The sequence below is a fragment of the Parapedobacter luteus genome (assembly GCF_900168055.1).
GTDB lineage: Bacteria > Bacteroidota > Bacteroidia > Sphingobacteriales > Sphingobacteriaceae > Parapedobacter > Parapedobacter luteus.
The window spans coordinates 364,559-381,412 of sequence record NZ_FUYS01000002.1 but is presented as its reverse complement, the minus strand read 5'-3'; the positions used below and the strand labels follow the sequence as shown (position 1 = coordinate 381,412).

The 16,854-nt window shown below is 48.9% G+C and carries 20 protein-coding genes; 14 read left to right on the top strand and 6 right to left on the bottom strand.

What is annotated here, in order from left to right:
* Nucleotides 1-3: 3 nt before the first annotated feature.
* Together B5X72_RS04795 and B5X72_RS04790 are read left to right on the top strand one after the other, a co-directional pair.
* On the top strand, nt 4-918 hold the full coding sequence (locus tag B5X72_RS04795; protein WP_079715694.1) for a LysM peptidoglycan-binding domain-containing protein: 915 nt from the start codon (nt 4-6) through the stop codon (nt 916-918).
* Entirely contained in the window at nt 905-1,543 is a 639-nt protein-coding gene (locus tag B5X72_RS04790) for a uridine kinase family protein (protein ID WP_079715693.1), read from the top strand. Before B5X72_RS04795 ends, B5X72_RS04790 begins: the two co-directional genes overlap by 14 nt.
* On the opposite strand, the gene B5X72_RS04785 is transcribed toward B5X72_RS04790, so the two are convergent.
* The 3 genes from B5X72_RS04785 to B5X72_RS04770 all read right to left on the bottom strand — a co-directional run bounded on the left by B5X72_RS04785 (nt 1,540) and on the right by B5X72_RS04770 (nt 4,449).
* Complete coding sequence (locus B5X72_RS04785) at nt 1,540-2,199, bottom strand: 3-oxoacid CoA-transferase subunit B (protein WP_079715692.1); 660 nt, start codon at nt 2,197-2,199, stop codon at nt 1,540-1,542. The two genes, B5X72_RS04790 and B5X72_RS04785, sit on opposite strands and share 4 nt — an antisense overlap.
* Nucleotides 2,189-2,926 carry a CoA transferase subunit A gene (locus B5X72_RS04780; RefSeq protein ID WP_079716013.1) on the bottom strand — a complete coding sequence of 246 codons (738 nt, stop codon included), beginning with the start codon at nt 2,924-2,926 and terminating at the stop codon, nt 2,189-2,191. Before B5X72_RS04780 ends, B5X72_RS04785 begins: the two co-directional genes overlap by 11 nt.
* A 332-nt stretch (nt 2,927-3,258) precedes the next feature.
* Nucleotides 3,259-4,449 (bottom strand): MFS transporter, encoded by a 1,191-nt coding sequence (locus B5X72_RS04770; RefSeq protein WP_370584541.1) that lies wholly within the window; start codon nt 4,447-4,449, stop codon nt 3,259-3,261.
* 205 nt (nt 4,450-4,654) lie between these two features.
* On the opposite strand from B5X72_RS04770, the gene B5X72_RS04765 reads away from it, so the two are divergent.
* The 5 genes from B5X72_RS04765 to B5X72_RS04745 all read left to right on the top strand — a co-directional run bounded on the left by B5X72_RS04765 (nt 4,655) and on the right by B5X72_RS04745 (nt 7,492).
* A complete protein-coding gene (locus tag B5X72_RS04765; RefSeq protein ID WP_079715689.1) occupies nt 4,655-5,071 on the top strand; it encodes a hypothetical protein in 417 nt (138 codons plus the stop codon).
* Nucleotides 5,072-5,265: 194 nt separating this feature from the next.
* Nucleotides 5,266-5,922, top strand: a complete 657-nt coding sequence (locus tag B5X72_RS04760) for an AlbA family DNA-binding domain-containing protein (protein ID WP_233632746.1) — start codon at nt 5,266-5,268, stop codon at nt 5,920-5,922.
* A 65-nt stretch (nt 5,923-5,987) separates the two neighbouring features.
* On the top strand, nt 5,988-6,419 hold the full coding sequence (locus B5X72_RS04755) for a transposase (protein ID WP_139378535.1): 432 nt from the start codon (nt 5,988-5,990) through the stop codon (nt 6,417-6,419).
* Between the two features lie 6 nt (nt 6,420-6,425).
* Entirely contained in the window at nt 6,426-7,067 is a 642-nt protein-coding gene (locus B5X72_RS04750; protein ID WP_079715687.1) for an SCO family protein, read from the top strand.
* Nucleotides 7,067-7,492 (top strand): c-type cytochrome, encoded by a 426-nt coding sequence (locus tag B5X72_RS04745; RefSeq protein ID WP_079715686.1) that lies wholly within the window; start codon nt 7,067-7,069, stop codon nt 7,490-7,492. Before B5X72_RS04750 ends, B5X72_RS04745 begins: the two co-directional genes overlap by 1 nt.
* A gap of 7 nt (nt 7,493-7,499) precedes the next feature.
* Here B5X72_RS04745 and B5X72_RS04740 read toward each other — a convergent pair whose 3' ends face one another.
* Nucleotides 7,500-7,883: a DUF3037 domain-containing protein gene (locus tag B5X72_RS04740; RefSeq protein ID WP_079715685.1), complete on the bottom strand. Its 384-nt coding sequence runs from the start codon at nt 7,881-7,883 to the stop codon at nt 7,500-7,502.
* Nucleotides 7,861-8,655, bottom strand: coding sequence for a HipA family kinase (locus B5X72_RS04735; protein WP_176146099.1), 795 nt, complete (start codon nt 8,653-8,655; stop codon nt 7,861-7,863). Before B5X72_RS04735 ends, B5X72_RS04740 begins: the two co-directional genes overlap by 23 nt.
* 87 nt (nt 8,656-8,742) lie before the next feature.
* Between B5X72_RS04735 and B5X72_RS04730 the strand changes: the two genes are divergently transcribed.
* From B5X72_RS04730 to gldG, 7 genes are all read left to right on the top strand, one after another.
* Nucleotides 8,743-9,321 carry a DUF1599 domain-containing protein gene (locus B5X72_RS04730; RefSeq protein ID WP_079715684.1) on the top strand — a complete coding sequence of 193 codons (579 nt, stop codon included), beginning with the start codon at nt 8,743-8,745 and terminating at the stop codon, nt 9,319-9,321.
* On the top strand, nt 9,305-10,489 hold the full coding sequence (locus B5X72_RS04725) for a BT_3928 family protein (RefSeq protein WP_079715683.1): 1,185 nt from the start codon (nt 9,305-9,307) through the stop codon (nt 10,487-10,489). The genes B5X72_RS04730 and B5X72_RS04725 overlap by 17 nt, the downstream gene beginning before the upstream one ends.
* Before the next feature lie 9 nt (nt 10,490-10,498).
* Entirely contained in the window at nt 10,499-11,029 is a 531-nt protein-coding gene (locus B5X72_RS04720; protein ID WP_079715682.1) for a shikimate kinase, read from the top strand.
* Between the two features lie 59 nt (nt 11,030-11,088).
* Entirely contained in the window at nt 11,089-12,033 is a 945-nt protein-coding gene (locus B5X72_RS04715) for a glycerophosphodiester phosphodiesterase family protein (RefSeq protein ID WP_079716010.1), read from the top strand.
* Between the two features lie 6 nt (nt 12,034-12,039).
* On the top strand, nt 12,040-12,747 hold the full coding sequence (locus tag B5X72_RS04710; protein WP_079715681.1) for an ATP-binding cassette domain-containing protein: 708 nt from the start codon (nt 12,040-12,042) through the stop codon (nt 12,745-12,747).
* Between the two features lie 100 nt (nt 12,748-12,847).
* The gene (locus B5X72_RS04705) at nt 12,848-13,423 is read left to right on the top strand and encodes a hypothetical protein (RefSeq protein ID WP_079715680.1); all 576 of its coding nucleotides are present in this window, start codon (nt 12,848-12,850) and stop codon (nt 13,421-13,423) included.
* A gap of 103 nt (nt 13,424-13,526) precedes the next feature.
* Nucleotides 13,527-15,941, top strand: coding sequence for a gliding motility-associated ABC transporter substrate-binding protein GldG (gldG, locus tag B5X72_RS04700; RefSeq protein ID WP_079715679.1), 2,415 nt, complete (start codon nt 13,527-13,529; stop codon nt 15,939-15,941).
* Here gldG and B5X72_RS04695 read toward each other — a convergent pair.
* On the bottom strand, nt 15,938-16,840 hold the full coding sequence (locus B5X72_RS04695) for a sugar phosphate isomerase/epimerase family protein (protein ID WP_079715678.1): 903 nt from the start codon (nt 16,838-16,840) through the stop codon (nt 15,938-15,940). The genes gldG and B5X72_RS04695 overlap by 4 nt on opposite strands.
* Between the last annotated feature and the right edge of the window lie 14 nt (nt 16,841-16,854).

Here is a 16,854-nt window from a genome sequence, read left to right as displayed (position 1 = left end):
AACATGAGCATTACATATAAAACCACCTATTTATACCGTACCTCTTTTTTTATGGCGCTGCTAATCGGTTGTTGCAGCTTTTCGTCAAAGGCTTCATCTGTACTGGATTCCATAGGTGTGAGTTATGAAAATGGCAAAAAAATAGTTATCCACCAATTGGAGGCGCGAGAAACGTACTACGGGTTGAGCAGGCAATACGGGGTACCCGTCAAGCAAATCATAGCTGCCAATGGCAATAAATCACTAAAAGTTGGCGATACCGTGCGCATCCCTGCAGCAGATTCAAATGCCAACGCCGGTAATAGCACGACAAACGATACCGGATCGACAGCCCTCGCTGCCGCGGATGTAGCCGCTCCCCCGGCATTATCGCAAGACGAATACACCGCATACAAGGTTGGCAACGGCGAAACCCTCTTCAATATTTCCAAACGGTTTGTCATATCCGTTGAAAGCATCAAACGCGCAAACGGTCTCACCGACGAAGCACTGAAAGCGGGCACCATCCTGAAAATTCCAAACAAGGAACTTCCGCCCGCGCCTCCCAAAGCGAGCCAGCTTATTGTCACGGAAGATTCTGCGGCCAGTGAAGCGGACCCTCTGGTCATCCCCGAAAACCGATATGGCATCCGTGAAATGACCGAAAAAGGAGTCGGCGTGTGGATAGATGACCTCAACCAAGGGGAAGGCAGCATGCTTGCGTTGCATAAAACCGCTCCCATCGGTACCGTGATCAAAATCACTAACCCAATGACGAACCGCACCGCGCTGATTAAAGTGGTGGGCAAATTTGCAGAGACTGCAGAAACGAAGGATGCCATTATTGTTGTCTCAAAATCAGCAGCGTCTTTAATCGGCGTACTCGATAGACGCTTCCAGGTGGAAATCTCCTACGGCACCCCAAATGACTCAAACTAACGCACCGTACGTCGTTGGCATCGCGGGAAGCAGTGGCTCTGGAAAAACATTTTTTCTGAATAGTTTCCTCAACCACTTCGCCCCGCACGAGGTGGCGCTGATCTCGCAAGACGATTATTATATCCCTGCGAATACCAAGACACGGGAAGAGAACAAATTATATAACTTTGATCTGCCCACGGCTATTGACCGTGCCGCATTTTTCCGGGATATTGAAACGCTTGTCGATGGCCGGACCATTTTCCGGAAAGAATACACCTTCAACAATCCGGCGTTGAAACCGAAATTGCTGGAGACCCGGGCTGCCCCTATTTTAATTATTGAAGGATTATTTATTTTTTACTACGAGGAAGTAAACGCCTTGCTCAATCATCGCATATTCTTGCATGCGGAAGAAGAAATCGCTTTGCAAAGACGCCTGAAAAGAGACTTGGTTGAGCGCGGCTACAACGATGAAGACGTGCGATATAAATGGGTAAATCATGTCATGCCCGCCTATCGGCAATATCTTCTGCCCTATCGCGACCTGTGCGACCGCATTATCATTAATAATACGGATGATCCGGCCCCCCTTGTGGCAATCATAGACGAAATTTCCACCGAGCTGCGCACAAAAGTCTTCTAAAGCTGCATCTCAGGAATCATTCCTGACGCCTTGAATCTGCCTGCCGTGGCATTGCGTATTTCATCAACACTGACTCCGGGAGCGCGTTCCAGCAAGTGGAAACCACCGTTTTCGATATCGACCTCGAAAACCGCCATTTCGGTTATCACTTTCCGGATGCAGCGCACTCCTGTAAGCGGCAGCGTGCACCGGGAAAGTAGCTTGCTCTCCCCGGCCTTACTAACCTGCTGCATGGCTACGATAATGTTTTTGGCCGACGCTACGAGATCCATGGCCCCGCCCATGCCTTTGACAAGCTTTCCCGGTATTTTCCAGTTGGCGATGTCTCCGTATTCCGACACTTCCATCGCGCCGAGGATAGTTAGGTCGACCTTTTGCGCCCTAATCATTCCAAAGCTCATCGCCGAGTCGAACACCGAAGCGCCAGGCGACATGGTAACGGTCTGCTTTCCGGCATTGATGAGATCGGCGTCTTCCTCTCCTTCGTAGGGGAATGGCCCCATACCCAGCAACCCATTTTCAGACTGCAATACCACTTGCATACCGTCAGGTATAAAATTCGCCACTAACGTCGGTATACCGATGCCCAGGTTCACATAATAACCGTCTTTTATCTCCTGAGCGATACGCTTGGCTATCCCGTTTTTATCCAGCATAATCTACCGCTTTCGTTAAATTGATTCCCTCACGTTTCCTCACCGTGCGTTGTTCAATCCGCTTTTCATAGCCCTGCCCCTGGAAAATCCGATGCACATAAATACCAGGGGTATGAATATGATCGGGATCCAATTCACCTGCGTTTACGAGCTCTTCCACTTCCGCAATCGTAATCCTGCCGGCCATGGCCATCACAGGGTTGAAGTTACGGGCCGTTCTCCGGTAGATTAAGTTGCCAGCGGTATCTCCCTTCCATGCTTTTACAAGCGCAAAATCAGCTTCAAAGGCCATTTCCATCACATAGTCTTTGCCTCTGAAACTCCGTATTTCCTTTCCCTCGGCCACCTCAGTGCCTACGCCGGCAGGCGTGAAGATCGCGGGCATGCCATAGCCCGCCGCAAGGCAGCGAGTAGCCAAGGTGCCCTGTGGGATCAATTCCACTTCAAGCTCGCCGCTGAGCAACTGCCGTTCAAATTCTGCATTTTCTCCCACGTAAGAGGCTATCATTTTTTTTACCTGGCGTTTCTGGAGCATCATGCCGATGCCGAAATCATCCACTCCTGCATTGTTTGAAATGCAGGTAAGCCCCGAAATGCCCTGCCTGACGATTTCATTGATACAATTTTCGGGTATACCGCACAGACCGAAACCGCCCAACATGAGCGTCATACCGTCAGTGATACCTACGATGGCTTCGCGCGCGTCATTTACAACCTTATTAATCATGACGTTTATACATTGGTATATATTGGGTACTTCCCTACCGGGAATGTCCACAAGTTACAAAACTTATGACAATCATCCAAGTCTCCACATCAGCCCGTCAAAAATTTCCCGTGTTAATTGGAATTTTTCTAAATAAAGCCTTAACTTTGCAACGTGATGTATGATGAGCGCCCATTGATTGTGTTGACCACGGCGGAATGCCGGTTGCCCGGAGCGGCCGATCCGCAAACCTATAAAGGCTTTAATCCGTATGGCCCCGGCTGTGGGTGTGAATTCAAAAAGTGCTGTAAAAAATACAAGCGCGGTAAGCGGTGCAAAAAATGCCCTAAAGGTTAATCTTCCACGAAATCCAAATCCTTATTGAAACTTTCCTTTAGCCTGCTTAGGGCAAACATAGCGATTGCCGTGAGTATAAAGATCATGATATAGGCGGCCATGATGATCCCGAAACGCCCAACAAAAAACTCAAACAGCAACGTGGAAGGTATCAGCGCCCCCCGCACAAAATTCGGAGCAGTGGTCGTGACCGTGGCACGCAGGTTAGTACCGAATTGTTCGGAGGCGATGGTTACAAACGTTGCCCAATATCCTACTGCGGTGCCCATACAAAACGCTATCCAATGAAAGCGTTGTTCTGAAAGCCCATCACTGCTTAAATACCAAGTGGCGGTTCCGATGATAAACAACTGGAAGAGAAAAACAACCAGTCGCCTTGATTTTGTCAGCTGCGCCAATAATCCGGCGAAAATATCACCGATCGAAATCCCGATATAGCCAAACAGAATGCCCTTGCCTGCACTTAATGTGACGGGCGCGTTCAATGCGCTGCCAAATTCGGGAGCCTGTGTGATTAAAATGCCCACCACAAACCATATTGGCAGCCCTATTAGCAAACAATACAGGTAACGTTTGAAACGATCCGGATCAGTAAATAACATACTGAGCTTTCCTTTTTCCACAGGTTTGCCTGCCACATCTTTAAACATGCCCGATTCAAATGTACCAACACGAAGGACAAGCAGCAGCAACCCCATCCCTCCGCCTACGAAATAGGCGTTTCGCCAATCAAATATTGCCGAAACATAGTAGGCTGCTATAGCTCCCAATACGCCCACTGACGCCACGATCATGGTACCGTATCCCCGCTTCTCTTTACTCATACTCTCGCTGACCAGGGTAATACCGGCACCTAATTCGCCCGCTAATCCGATGCCCGCGATGCAACGAATGATTGCATATGAATGGATATCATATACAAATCCGTTTGCGATGTTGGCTACCGAATACAGTAAGATAGACCCAAACAAGACCTTAATGCGACCAAATTTGTCACCCAATACCCCCCAAAGTATCCCGCCAACCAAGAGCCCGGCCATCTGCATATTGAGCACATACTCGCCGTCTACCCGCATATCGGCTTCAGGAATACCGATATCGTGAAAACTCTGGACACGGACAATGGAAAAAATAACCAAATCGTAAATGTCGACGAAATAGCCTAAAGCGGCTACAATAACCAACATCCATACGTTTTTGGTGTGAGATACTATTAGGCTTCTATCCTCGGTCATTTATAATAGGAATTACCGTGCTAAAATAAAATTTAAATCGAATGCTGGCATCTTCTTCTTAAAATTTCATGCGGTCAATCATATTATTTACTAACTATCGTCATGCCCATATACCATTAATAAGCCGATTTTCGTTATATCTAAAAAGCAATAGGTTATGTACCCGAGACGCAAATGGTTGGAGTTTTATCGTAAACTTGGTTTCCTGCTGTACAGCATCGCTGCGGTTGACCGGCATATTGTACCCGCGGAACGCAGCGCACTCAAAGAAGAGGTCCAGACAAATTGGCTGGATTTGGAAGACACGGCCGATGCCTTTGGTAGCGACGCCGCGTTTCAAATTGAAAGCCTCTTCGATTGGTTGGATGATGCAGATTATGCCCCAGCCAACGCTTTTGACGAATTTGAGGCTTTTGTCCAGGAAAATCCGGATTTCTTTGTCGAGGCTATCAAAGAGCGGACCTTGGGCTCTGCCCACCGAATTGCTCTGGCGTTCCATGGCCGTAACAAAGACGAGCTATCCCTGCTATACCGGCTGGAGCAATTGCTTGGCAGCCCGGCGAAGCCCGTCTAATCGCACGGCAGCGCTTACGTTGCATCCTAAGAAAGTATTCGACCGCTGGATAGTACCACCGCCCTGGTAAAGCTGGCGATGGCTATCGATTTTTTCATCTTTCAAAATTTGTGGCTACCTTAGTAGTCCTATCCGGCTACGGAGAATGCACGGAAATGGTCATACGGCTATTGGTGCGTGTACGACAAAAACAAATGGCAACAGTTAATCAATACAAGGGCGTGACCATCAAGACATTGATACTGCAAGGAGAAGGCGAACAGCTTGATTTCAAAAATAAGATTAGCAGCTGCGCAAAAATTGCCAAAACATTGGTTGCTTTTGCCAACAATAAGGGCGGAAAGTTGCTAGTCGGTGTCGCCGACAACGGTTATATCAAAGGCGTGAAAAACGAAGACGAGGAAAGGTATATGCTCCAACGGGCCGGCCATCTTTATTGCCGGCCGGCCATTGATCTCCATTTTGACGAAATATATGTAGATGATAAGCTGGTGCTACTTGCCGAAGTGGCAGAAAGTGACACGAAACCACATTATGCCCTTAGCGAGGACCAGCGCTGGTGGGTGTATGTCCGTGTAAAAGACAAAAGCGTCCTCGCCGGGAAGGTGGTGGTCGATGTATTGCGCCGGGGCAGCCAACCAAACGGAATATTCATCAATTATACGGAAAAAGAGAAGGAATTACTGGAATATGTCCATACACATACCAAATCGCAACTGCCCGAATTGTGCAAACATCTCCGGCTCTCTAGGCGCAAGACACAGCGGATCCTCGTTAATCTGATTGTCGCTGGCGTTCTCCAGGTGCACAGTGGGGACCACGAAGAGTATTATACCGAAAACCCGGTTTAGCTACCTATTAGTTTTTCCCTATCTTTGTCCGTTAACCAAATATGTGCAATCTCATGAAGAAATTAATGTTACACCTTGGTACAGCCGCATCATTGATGTTCGCATGCAATGGCGGTAGCCAGGAAGCAGCCGAAATTGAGCAATTACGCAACGAGGCAATTGCTGTCCACGACGAAATCATGCCCGAAGTCAGTGCTTTTGATCGTAATACGGTAAGAATAGACTCCTTATTGGCAAGCCTTCCCCAGCTCAAGGCAGCTTACCCCGACTTGGACACGACACAAACACGTACAGAACTCACGGCCCTTAAAACCCGGCTGGAGCAGGCAACCGATGCTATGATGGAGTGGATGACGAACTTCGACGTAGCGCCTCAGGACAAATCAAACGCTGAGATCAAGGCCTACTACGAAGAAGAGGTCGAGAAAGTCAAAGACCTTCGACAGCTCTTTGAAGAAGTCGCTAAAGAAAGTACAGATAAATTAGCTCAATTTTAGCCACCCATGCGTATCGTCTCTTTTCTTATCGGTAGCTGGATTATCGGAGCCATAGCCGGATGCAGCAATCAGGAAACCAAAACGCTTCCAATCTTAGGTAGCCGCGAGCCTATTACGAAGGCGGTGGACGGCAAGACACTGACAGACACGCTGTACCATAGTATCCCCGAGTTTAAGCTGCTTAATCAGGACAGCACTTTCATTACCAACCATACATTTGACAATGGGGTGTATATCGCCAACTTCTTCTTCACGCATTGTCCAAGCATCTGCCCTACCATGCAACGCAATCTCCTGAAGGTATACGAGCGGTACAAAGGTGATGAACGCGTGCGGTTTCTCTCCCATAGCATCGATTTTCGCCACGACTCCCCTTCGGTGCTCAAGCGTTATGCCGATAAACTGGGCGTCACCAACGACCAATGGCAGTTTGTCACCGGCAGCAAAGCCGAAATATACAGCCTGGCAGATGCCTATATGGTCTATACAAAAGAAGACGGCGATGCGCCGGGCGGATATGACCATTCGGGCTATTTCCTTTTGGTGGATAAAGACAAGCACATTCGGGGAGCTTACGACGGCACGAATGACGCACAGGTACAGCTCTTGCTCGACGAATTGGCTCTCCTCTTAAAGGAATATGAGTGATGCGGAACACCTATATCTATGGCTGTGCCGCATTGCTATCCGTGTATGTACTGTTCCATTCCTGTCAGAGTGAAGACGCCATCCGAACCGCGCAGTATGCTGTAAATGGCCAAAAGCTATATGCCGCCCAGTGCCAAAATTGCCATGGTGCCAAGGGCGAAGGACTGGGAAATTTGTATCCGGCATTGACGGACAGTGCATTTTTGCTCAACCATCGGGAGCAACTGGCATGCATAATTAAAAATGGGCTTAAAGACACGATCACCGTCCACGGACAACTGTTTGATGGTGAAATGCCGCCTAACCCGCAACTTGCCCCTATTGAAATCGCCTACGTGCTTACCTATGTGGGCAATTCATTTGGCAATAAAATGGGGATCTTCACCCTTGAAGAGATCAATCAAGCATTGAAAGCATGCAAATAGCGGGAGCCTACAAGACCAGTTCGCGGTACAACCGTTCGAGTGTTGTTTGTGCGTCCGTACATAGCCCGGGATGTACGGGCGATGTCTGAATGACCGTGCTCCGTTTTGCGGTAAGCCACCGGAAACGTTCGGCTGCTGGCAACTTGGCAATCGGCCCGCCGTCATGCGATCCGTGACACGTTCGCTGGAATGCCAGTAGGTAAGCTTCCAATTCGTCGGCATCGCAAGATGGGCAAAAGGCTTGCAGCTTGTTTTCGTCCAAGGAATACCGCATATCCAAAAAGCGCTGCCCCCGGCAATACAGCACCACTCCTACGTTGAAAAATTCCTCGCGTTCCACTTTAGGCACCAAGCGGATTACTGCATACTCAAATAACCCGTTTTCTTGCATCTTGTGCTTCGTTTACAAAATTTTCAGACGCCGCCGCCCGCATCGTTATAAACCGCCGGTATACTTCCCGGGCTTCTTCCGGTGATTGCACATCGTGGTTTGCCAACCATTCATCAGGCACCAATTGAACAATACGCTGAATGACAGAGGCCGTGAGTTTGGGTCTCAATTCAGCGTCAGCCTCCCTCAGTTGTGATGCCCAGGGAAGCAATACATGATTATTCACCTGTGTAAAAGACCTCACAGCCTGCTCGTGCGAGTTATCCCAGGTATGGTGGAAATAGAGCGACGCCCCATGGTCTATTAGCCACAGCTCCTTATGCCACATCAACATATTCGTATTTTTGGCGGTCCGATCCACATTAGTCAACAAGCAATCCAACCAGACGATGCGGGAAGCCAGCGCCGGGTCCAACGTGGTCACTACGGGGTCAAAGGTTATGGCCCCGGAAAGATAATGCAGGGCTAAGTTAAGTCCTGTGCTGGCCTGCAGCAAGTCCTGTATCTCTTCGTCGGGCTCTGTCCGGCCGAAAGCTTCGTCAAGTTGAGCAAACACAATCTCCGGCACCCGGAATCCCAAGGCCCGCGCGATTTCGCCGCCAAGCAGTTCGGCGATCAAGGCTTTGCTTCCCTGGCCGGCACCACGAAATTTGAGCGCGTACAAGAAGCCATCATCGGCCTCCGCAAGGGCCGGCAGCGACCCGCCTTCGCGCAAGGGTGTCACATAACGCGTCACCCGTACTGTCCGTATCGTTGAAGTATCCACGCCCAAATATCTGTATTATTTTAGTAATACGCTACGCGAACTTCGTTGACTTATTCTTTTCGCTCGCATCTTATCCTTATCTTTGCTCCTAACATGGATACTTCAGTACAATACAATAGGGTCATTGAACATTGCCAACAGTTATTTATAAAAAAAACAGCCGACTACGGCACCGCTTGGCGCATTATGCGACTGCCATCCATCACCGACCAGCTTTACATCAAAGCTCAACGTATACGCACGCTGGAAGAAAAAAAAGTCAGCAAAGTGGGCGATGGGGTAGCTGATGAATACATTGGCATTGTGAATTATTGCGTAATTGCGATGATGCAGTTGGAACTGGGCGAAACCGGCGACGAACAACTCCCATTAGATACCGTAGCCCAGCGGTACGACCATGCCATCCAGGAAACCAAAGAGCTAATGTTTGCCAAAAATCACGACTACGGAGAGGCTTGGCGGGACATGCGGCTGACGTCGCTTACCGATCTCATTTTAATGAAAATCCACCGGGTGAAGCAAATCGAAGACAATCAAGGACAAACCGTGGTATCGGAAGGTATCAGAGCCAACTACCAAGACATGCTCAATTATGCTGTTTTCGCACTGATTAAACTCGGACTGGCAACCAACGACCCCCTAAAGCATACCGCAGATGCAGGCATCCAATAACTACCAAACAACGACTAACTACTTATTAGGATTTTCCAGAATCGTCACCGGACTGTTATTTATTTTCTCAGGGCTCATCAAGGCGAATGATCCGACTGGATTTGGGTATAAACTGGAAGAATATTTCCATGTCTTCGGCACCCATTTCCTCAATGACTATGCAGTGGCTATCGCCATCGTGGTCTGTGGTTTCGAAGTCCTCCTCGGTGCGCTCTTATTGCTCGGCTTTTGGGGACGTTCGGTTGCCTGGGGATTATTGATACTGATCTTATTCTTCACTTTTCTCACGTTCTACTCCGCATTTTTTGAAGTGGTCACCTCGTGCGGGTGCTTCGGTGATGCCATACCACTTACACCGTGGCAATCTTTCGGCAAAGACCTCGTGCTGCTGGCGCTTATCCTGGTTATCTTCGTCAATAGAAAGCGGATTAAACCCATCACGTCTGACAGATACACCCAATCAATCACTACCGTTGCGCTCGTCGTTATATCACTGGGTATTGGCATATACACCGTTAATTTTTTGCCGTTCATTGACTTTCTGCCTTATAAAAAAGGGAATCACCTCCCCGCGCTGATGACGCTTCCCGAGGGTGCCGAAGGCGACCAGTATGAGGTCGTATACACCTTAAAGCATAAAACGTCGGGTGAAAAGAAAAACGTGTCGGACAAGGTCTATCTTGCCGAAGAGCTTTGGAAAGATGATAATTGGGAAATTATCGGCGACCCGGAAAGCAGATTGGTGAAAAAGGGCTATCAGGTACCTATACCGGATCTCTTGATCACGGATGCCAATGGCGATGACTTCACGCAGCAACTTATTGAAAACCCCTATTACAACATCATCGTGGTAGCCTGGGATTTGGAGTCGACAAATCTAAACGCATTGCGTACAATCAATGCGCTGGTCATGAACGCGGCAGAAGCTTACAACATCCGTTCTATACTCCTCACGGCAAGTAGCACCCAAGAAGCAGAGCGGATAAGCGATGAATTGGACTTGCTTATGGAAGTGTTTTATGCCGATGCGGTGCCGCTCAAAAGCATGGTGCGGGCAAACCCCGGCATTTTACTCATGCAGAATGGCACGGTAATCGACAAATGGCATTACAATACACTGCCAACGTTTGACGTGCTGGACAAGACCTATTTCAGCAAAGACTATTGATAGTTCCGAATGCCTGACGAAAACAACAACACGAACACCAAAGCGGTCTTCCTCATCGGTTTCATGGGAAGCGGTAAGACTACCTGGGGTCGCAAGCTGGCGAACCAGACTGGACGCGCATTTATCGACCTTGACGAAACAATCGTTAGCGAAACCGGCGTCGCCATTACCGACTATTTTGCACAGCATGGAGAATGTGCTTTCAGGGAACTCGAAAGCCGCATCTTAAAGAACTTACCGTTGGACCGCCCCACGATCGTATCTACTGGCGGCGGCGCCCCCTGCTACTTCGACAACATGGCTTGGATGAACAAAACCGGGATAACCATATATTTTTATCTGCCTGCCAAAGCCCTATGGGACAGACTTATGCAGACTGACGTCAGCACACGTCCAGCACTCAATGGGTTGTCGGGCGAAGCGCTGTTGGCATTTATCGAGACTAAGCTTGCTGAACGGGACCCCTATTACCGACAGGCCGGGCACGTGGTAAACCAGCTGTCGCTGAAACTGGAAGAATTGGTCAAGTTGGCAAACTGACTTTGTGCATAATTTTGTATCTTTATGCCAGTTTTACCGTGAAGTCAAATTCCTTTTTTATGATTCGGCGTTCTACCTCGCTATTGACAGTTGCTGTTATTTCACTTTTTATAACGTCCTGCCTACCATCCAATCTCGGCAGTAGTGATTTCCGTTATGCCGCCAATAAAATCAAACTCACCAGTGTTAGCGACTTATATCGTTTTTTTACTTACAACGAAAAACGTTATCCCCTGGTCAGTGCTCATCGCGGTGGACCCGCGCCAGGATTCCCGGAGAATGCCATCGAGACGTTTGAAAACAGCTATCGCCATCAGCCAATCATCATTGAATTCGATGTCCGTCTCACGAAAGATTCGGTCTTGGTGCTGATGCACGATGAAACCCTTGACCGAACCACATCCGGTACCGGCAAGTTGAGTGAAATCACGTTTGCGGCCCTACGAAAACTAAGGCTGAAAGACTCCGAAGGCAATTTAACGGCCTATCGCATACCTACGCTTGACGAAGCACTCCAATGGGGGGCTGGAAAAGTTGTCTTTACTATCGATGTTAAGCGCGACGTACCCTACGCTGCCGTCATAGAAGCGATACGGCGAAACAGCGCACAAGCCTACAGCGTCGTAATCACGTACAATGCCGATCAGGCGGCCGCTGTACACCAATTGGCTCCGGACTTGATGATCTCGGCGTCCATCCGATCAGCAGATGATTTACTCAGGCTCAGTGACCGCAACATCCCTGATAACCGTCTCCTCGCTTTTGTAGGCACCAGTGAGGCGCCCACAAGCGTTTATGAACTGCTTCATGGCCATGGCATCCCTTGTATCCTGGGGACCATGGGCAATTTGGACAAGCGGGCGGCGACACGGGGTGATACGGTGTATACCGGATTGGTTGAACAGGGAGCGGATATCCTGTCTACCGATAGGCCCATTGAGGCAGGCAGGGCACTCCATGCTTATCGCAACGCACACAAACTTACATCGCCCTTTGTCAATTAGCACCCTATGTCTATCCATGTATCCAACCTTCATAAGTCATACAACGGGCATCCAGCACTAAAGGGTATTACCTTTACGGCCAAACCGGGCAGGATTACGGGATTCCTTGGACCAAATGGCGCCGGCAAGTCTACAACCATGAAAGTTCTTTCCGGAAGTATTTCACCCACCGGCGGATCCGCTTCGGTATACGGTATCGATATCCGGCAAAACGCGCTGGCGGCGCGGCGCCACCTGGGTTATTTACCTGAAAATAATCCCCTGTACGGGGATTTGTATGTACACGAAACTTTGGCCTTCATCGCTGCATTACATCAGATACCACAAAAAAAAACGCGGATCGCGGAGGTCATTGCTTTGACCGGCCTCGGTCCTGAACAACATAAGAAAATCGACCAGCTGTCCAAGGGCTACCGTCAACGCGTGGGCATCGCGCAGGCGATACTACACAATCCGGACGTGCTTATCCTGGATGAACCCACATCGGGGCTGGACCCCAATCAACTACAGGACATCCGCTCATTGATCAGACATTTAGGCAAAGAAAAAACCGTGCTGCTATCTACACATATTATGCAGGAGGTGGAAGCGGTCTGCGATGACGTGGTCATCATCCATCAAGGCGAAATCATCGCCGATTTCCCGCTCAATGAACTTTCGGGTCGCTACGCGGACAATAATCTCGAAGCGCTATTCGTCCGGCTGACGTCCTAATATCGCGCATTCTCTTTCCATGCACTAAACAATCTGGCACGTTTTGTGTTTATTTACTAAGAACATTGTTTATTAATTAATTGACATTAAACGAAAAACCATGAAACATGTACTTTTATTTTCAGCACTATTTTTAGTTGGTATGTTTGCTGCCTCTGCACAGGATATTAATAGGCCGCAAACCTCCGCCAGCGTTGGGATAGCTCCCGTACAGCAAGGCAACTGGATTGTTGGCGGAACGATAGGCAATATCGGCTATAGCTTCGAAGGCGAAACGTTTAGGATTGGCCTTGCACCTTTGGCTGGATATTTTATTACGGATGGTTTTGCTATAGGTTTGCAACCTTCATTGTCATTAAGAACAGTAAAGGGTGGAGACAACATCTGGGGCTACGGCGTTTCTCCATTTGCACGCTATTATTTTCCTGAGGGAGCCAGCGCATCGGGCCGTTTCTTTGCACATGGTAATGTCGGGATAGCTGGAAGCTCGCCTGGCGATGGCGCAACACTGGACTTCGGTGCTAATGTTGGTTATGCACATTTCATCACTACCTCGGTTGCGCTGGAAGTGTCTGCCGGTTATAATTACAGTAAAGCTACCGTTGAAGGGGCACAAAGACAAAGTGGCTTGGGTGTCAATTTAGGCTTCCAAGTTTATTTGCCGGGGCAGCGATAAGGGGGATTTACGATAACGTTGGAAAGCGCGGGCAACCATTTGTTCGCGCTTTCTTGTTTTACAGCCGCTGTTTTTCTATTTTCGGAGCTTCAAAACGTCACCATTGCGGAGTATCTACAAAAAGGAAATTGCTGCTTATTTTAATTCGCTTATCGGCTACCTGGCGATAGGCCTGTTTTTGTTGGCCACCGGCTTGTTACTGTGGGTTTTTCCAGACACCAGCATAGCGGGTTCGGGCTACGCGACGCTTGACGGGTTTTTCCGGCTCAGTCCCTACCTTTTCATGTTTCTGATTCCTGCGATCACCATGCGCAGTATTGCCGGCGAAAAGGCCGACGGCACCTGGGAATTACTTATTACCAGGCCAATCCGGATGTGGAGCGTATTACTCGGAAAATATTTCGGAGGCCTGACGATCGTTGTACTGGCCCTATTGCCTACACTGATTTACAGTTATTCGATACACCGTCTGGCTTTGCCGGTAGGCAATGTGGATGTCGGCGCGCTAATCGGCTCCTACATTGGTTTACTATTTTTAGGCGCAGCTTTTACAGCCATCGGCTTGTTTGCATCCGCATTGAGCAACAATGCCATCATCGCTTTTCTGACGGCCTTGGCGCTTTGCTTTTTGGTTTTTTACGCCTTTGATGCATTGAGCGGCCTGCAGTTTTTTTCCAGTTATCCGCAAACCGTATCGTTTTTTGGCATCCAAAGCCACTACGAAGCCATGAGCCGAGGCGTACTGGACAGCCGCGATCTCGTTTATTTCGTGAGCATCATATTATTCTGGCTGTGGTGTACGCAAAGACTGCTCGCAAAACACCACCACGGTGGACGGAAAATGCTTTGGCAGGGACTTTTGCTAATCATAGGAATAACGGCGGCCAACCTGTTGGCCACATGGTCTTTTGGCCGTTTGGACTTCACAGCAGACAAGCGCTTTACACTTTCGCCGCTGTCAAAGCAAACCGTAACCACCCTCGACCACGAAGTGCACATCACCGTATTTTTAGCCGGCAAACTACCGGCAGGCTTTATCCGGCTGAAGCAAGCGACGACCGACCTGCTGCATGATTTGGCCTCATATTCCGCAGGCAAATTGACATTCAGCATCGTTAATCCCCTGGATGGCGATGCCCAGCAACAACAGCAAAATGTCGCGGCCCTAGCCGACATGGGGATAACCGCCACCAACCTCAATGTACGTACGGAAACCGGATTTAATCAGCAATTGATATTCCCGGCTGCGTTGATTACCTATGGAGAAAACGAAATACCGGTACATCTACTGCAAAATCGCGCAGGAGCGTCCCATGAGGAAGTACTGAATAATTCAGTGCAAAACCTGGAGTACGCTTTTGTATCCGCCCTCAGGAAAGTGGCGTTGGGCGGGAAACCCCTGATTGGATTCACGGAAGGACATGGCGAACTGGACAATCTACAACTCTATGATGCTATCCAGAGCCTGATGGACGGCTATGAAGTGGGGTTTGTAGACCTCGACAGCATCACGGTGGAGGGGCTTAGCCGGTTGAAGGCACTTATTGTCGCTAAGCCAACCCAAAGATTCTCCGAAACGGAAAAGTTTAAAATCAACCATTTCGTGATGAACGGAGGCAACGTACTGTGGGCCATTGACCAGCTCGACGCCGAATTGGACAGTCTGCGCACCACCGGTGAGCAGACCGTAGTGGCGCGCTCCCTTAATCTGGATGACCTCTTGTTTACCTATGGCATACGGTTCAACTACAACCTCGTTGCCGACATGAATTGTGCACAAATTCCCTTGACCGTAGGAAAGGTAGGCAGCCAGGCTCAAATCGAACTAGCCCCTTGGCTATTCTATCCCATTTTTGTACCCAACACACCACATCCGGTGTTAAAAAACCTCAACGGAATCCGCAGTGAATTTGCGGGCACATTGGATACCATTGCTATTCCGGGCGTCCACAAAACGGTAATCCTGCAATCATCACCGTTCTCACGATTACTAAACGTGCCAGCGACCATCTCTCTGCAGCTTGTGGAAGAAACGCCCGACCCCGCCAAATTCAAACAGCAACCTTATCCAGTAGCGGCCTTGCTGGAAGGCGAATTCCCCTCAGTGTTTGCCGACCGGCCAGTACCTGCAGGGATCGATCCGGCTATTACCTTACCCCGAAGGGGAAAAAACGCTAAGATGATCGTTATTGCCGATGGCGACGTCTTCAAAGGGCAGGTCAATCCTACGGACGGATCGCCCTACCCGCTTGGTTGGGACAGGTATACCGAACAACAGTTCGGCAACAAGTCGCTGCTTTTGAATGCCATCGACTACCTTACCGACGACATAGGAATCATCACATTGCGAGAAAAAGAGGTTAAACTTCGTTTGCTCGATCAAATCAAGGTCAAGACACACTATGTTCTCTGGCAATTGTTCAACGTAGCGCTGCCCCCTGCGCTGTTGCTTTTGGTCGGGCTTCTACAGCATTATCTCCGGAAGCGAACGTACGGTCGACCGCGGGCAAGGGCTTAGCTTAAGGCCTCCCCCACACGCTCCAATAGTCGCTTGGTAGCTTTTATCCCTTCCTCCTCACTCAACTCCTTGCCCTCATACTCGATACCAATGTATCCTTGATAGCCGGCGTCCTTAACAATTTGAAGCATTTTCCGGTAATCAATGTTGGCCTCATTACCTTGTTTATCAAAGGTAAGAGCTTTTGCACTCACTCCTTTAGCGAAAGGCATAAGATCCTGTACGCCTTGATACCGATCGTATTCGTAGAAGTTCCCGAAATCGGGTAAACTTCCACAGTTTTCTTTGCCGACTTCCTGCAACACGGCACTCAACCAATCACCATGGGAGGATATGCCGCCATGGTTTTCCACAATGACGCTAATGCCATGTGGTGCGGCGAATTCACTTAACCGGCCCAACCCATCGATAGCCGCAGTTTTTACTTCATCTGAAGTACCTTTCCCCGCTGCATTTACACGGATGGCATGGCACCCCAGGAATTTAGCGGCCTCTACCCATTTAAAGTGGTTTTCCACAGCCTGTAAACGCTCTTTGTCATCAGGTGCCCCCAAAGCGCCTTCGCCATCTACCATAATCAGCACATTTTTTACACCATGATCCTTTGCGCGCTGCAATAGATCGCTTAGATATGCTTTGTCGTTTGCTTTATCTTTAAAGAATTGGTTGACATATTCTACAGCATGAATACCAAAGGTTTTCGCCGCCGTCTCAGGAAAGTCAAGGTTGTCTAATTTCTTCGCAAAAAGCGTCCGGTGCAGCGACCATTCCGCCAGCGAGATTTCAAAGAACGGCTTTCTGTTTCGCGCAAAATTCATAGGTAAAGCCATCGATGGTAACACGGAAACGCTCAACGCACCGATACCAAGGTGTTTTAAAAATGCTCGTCTGTTCGTCATATATTATAATCTAT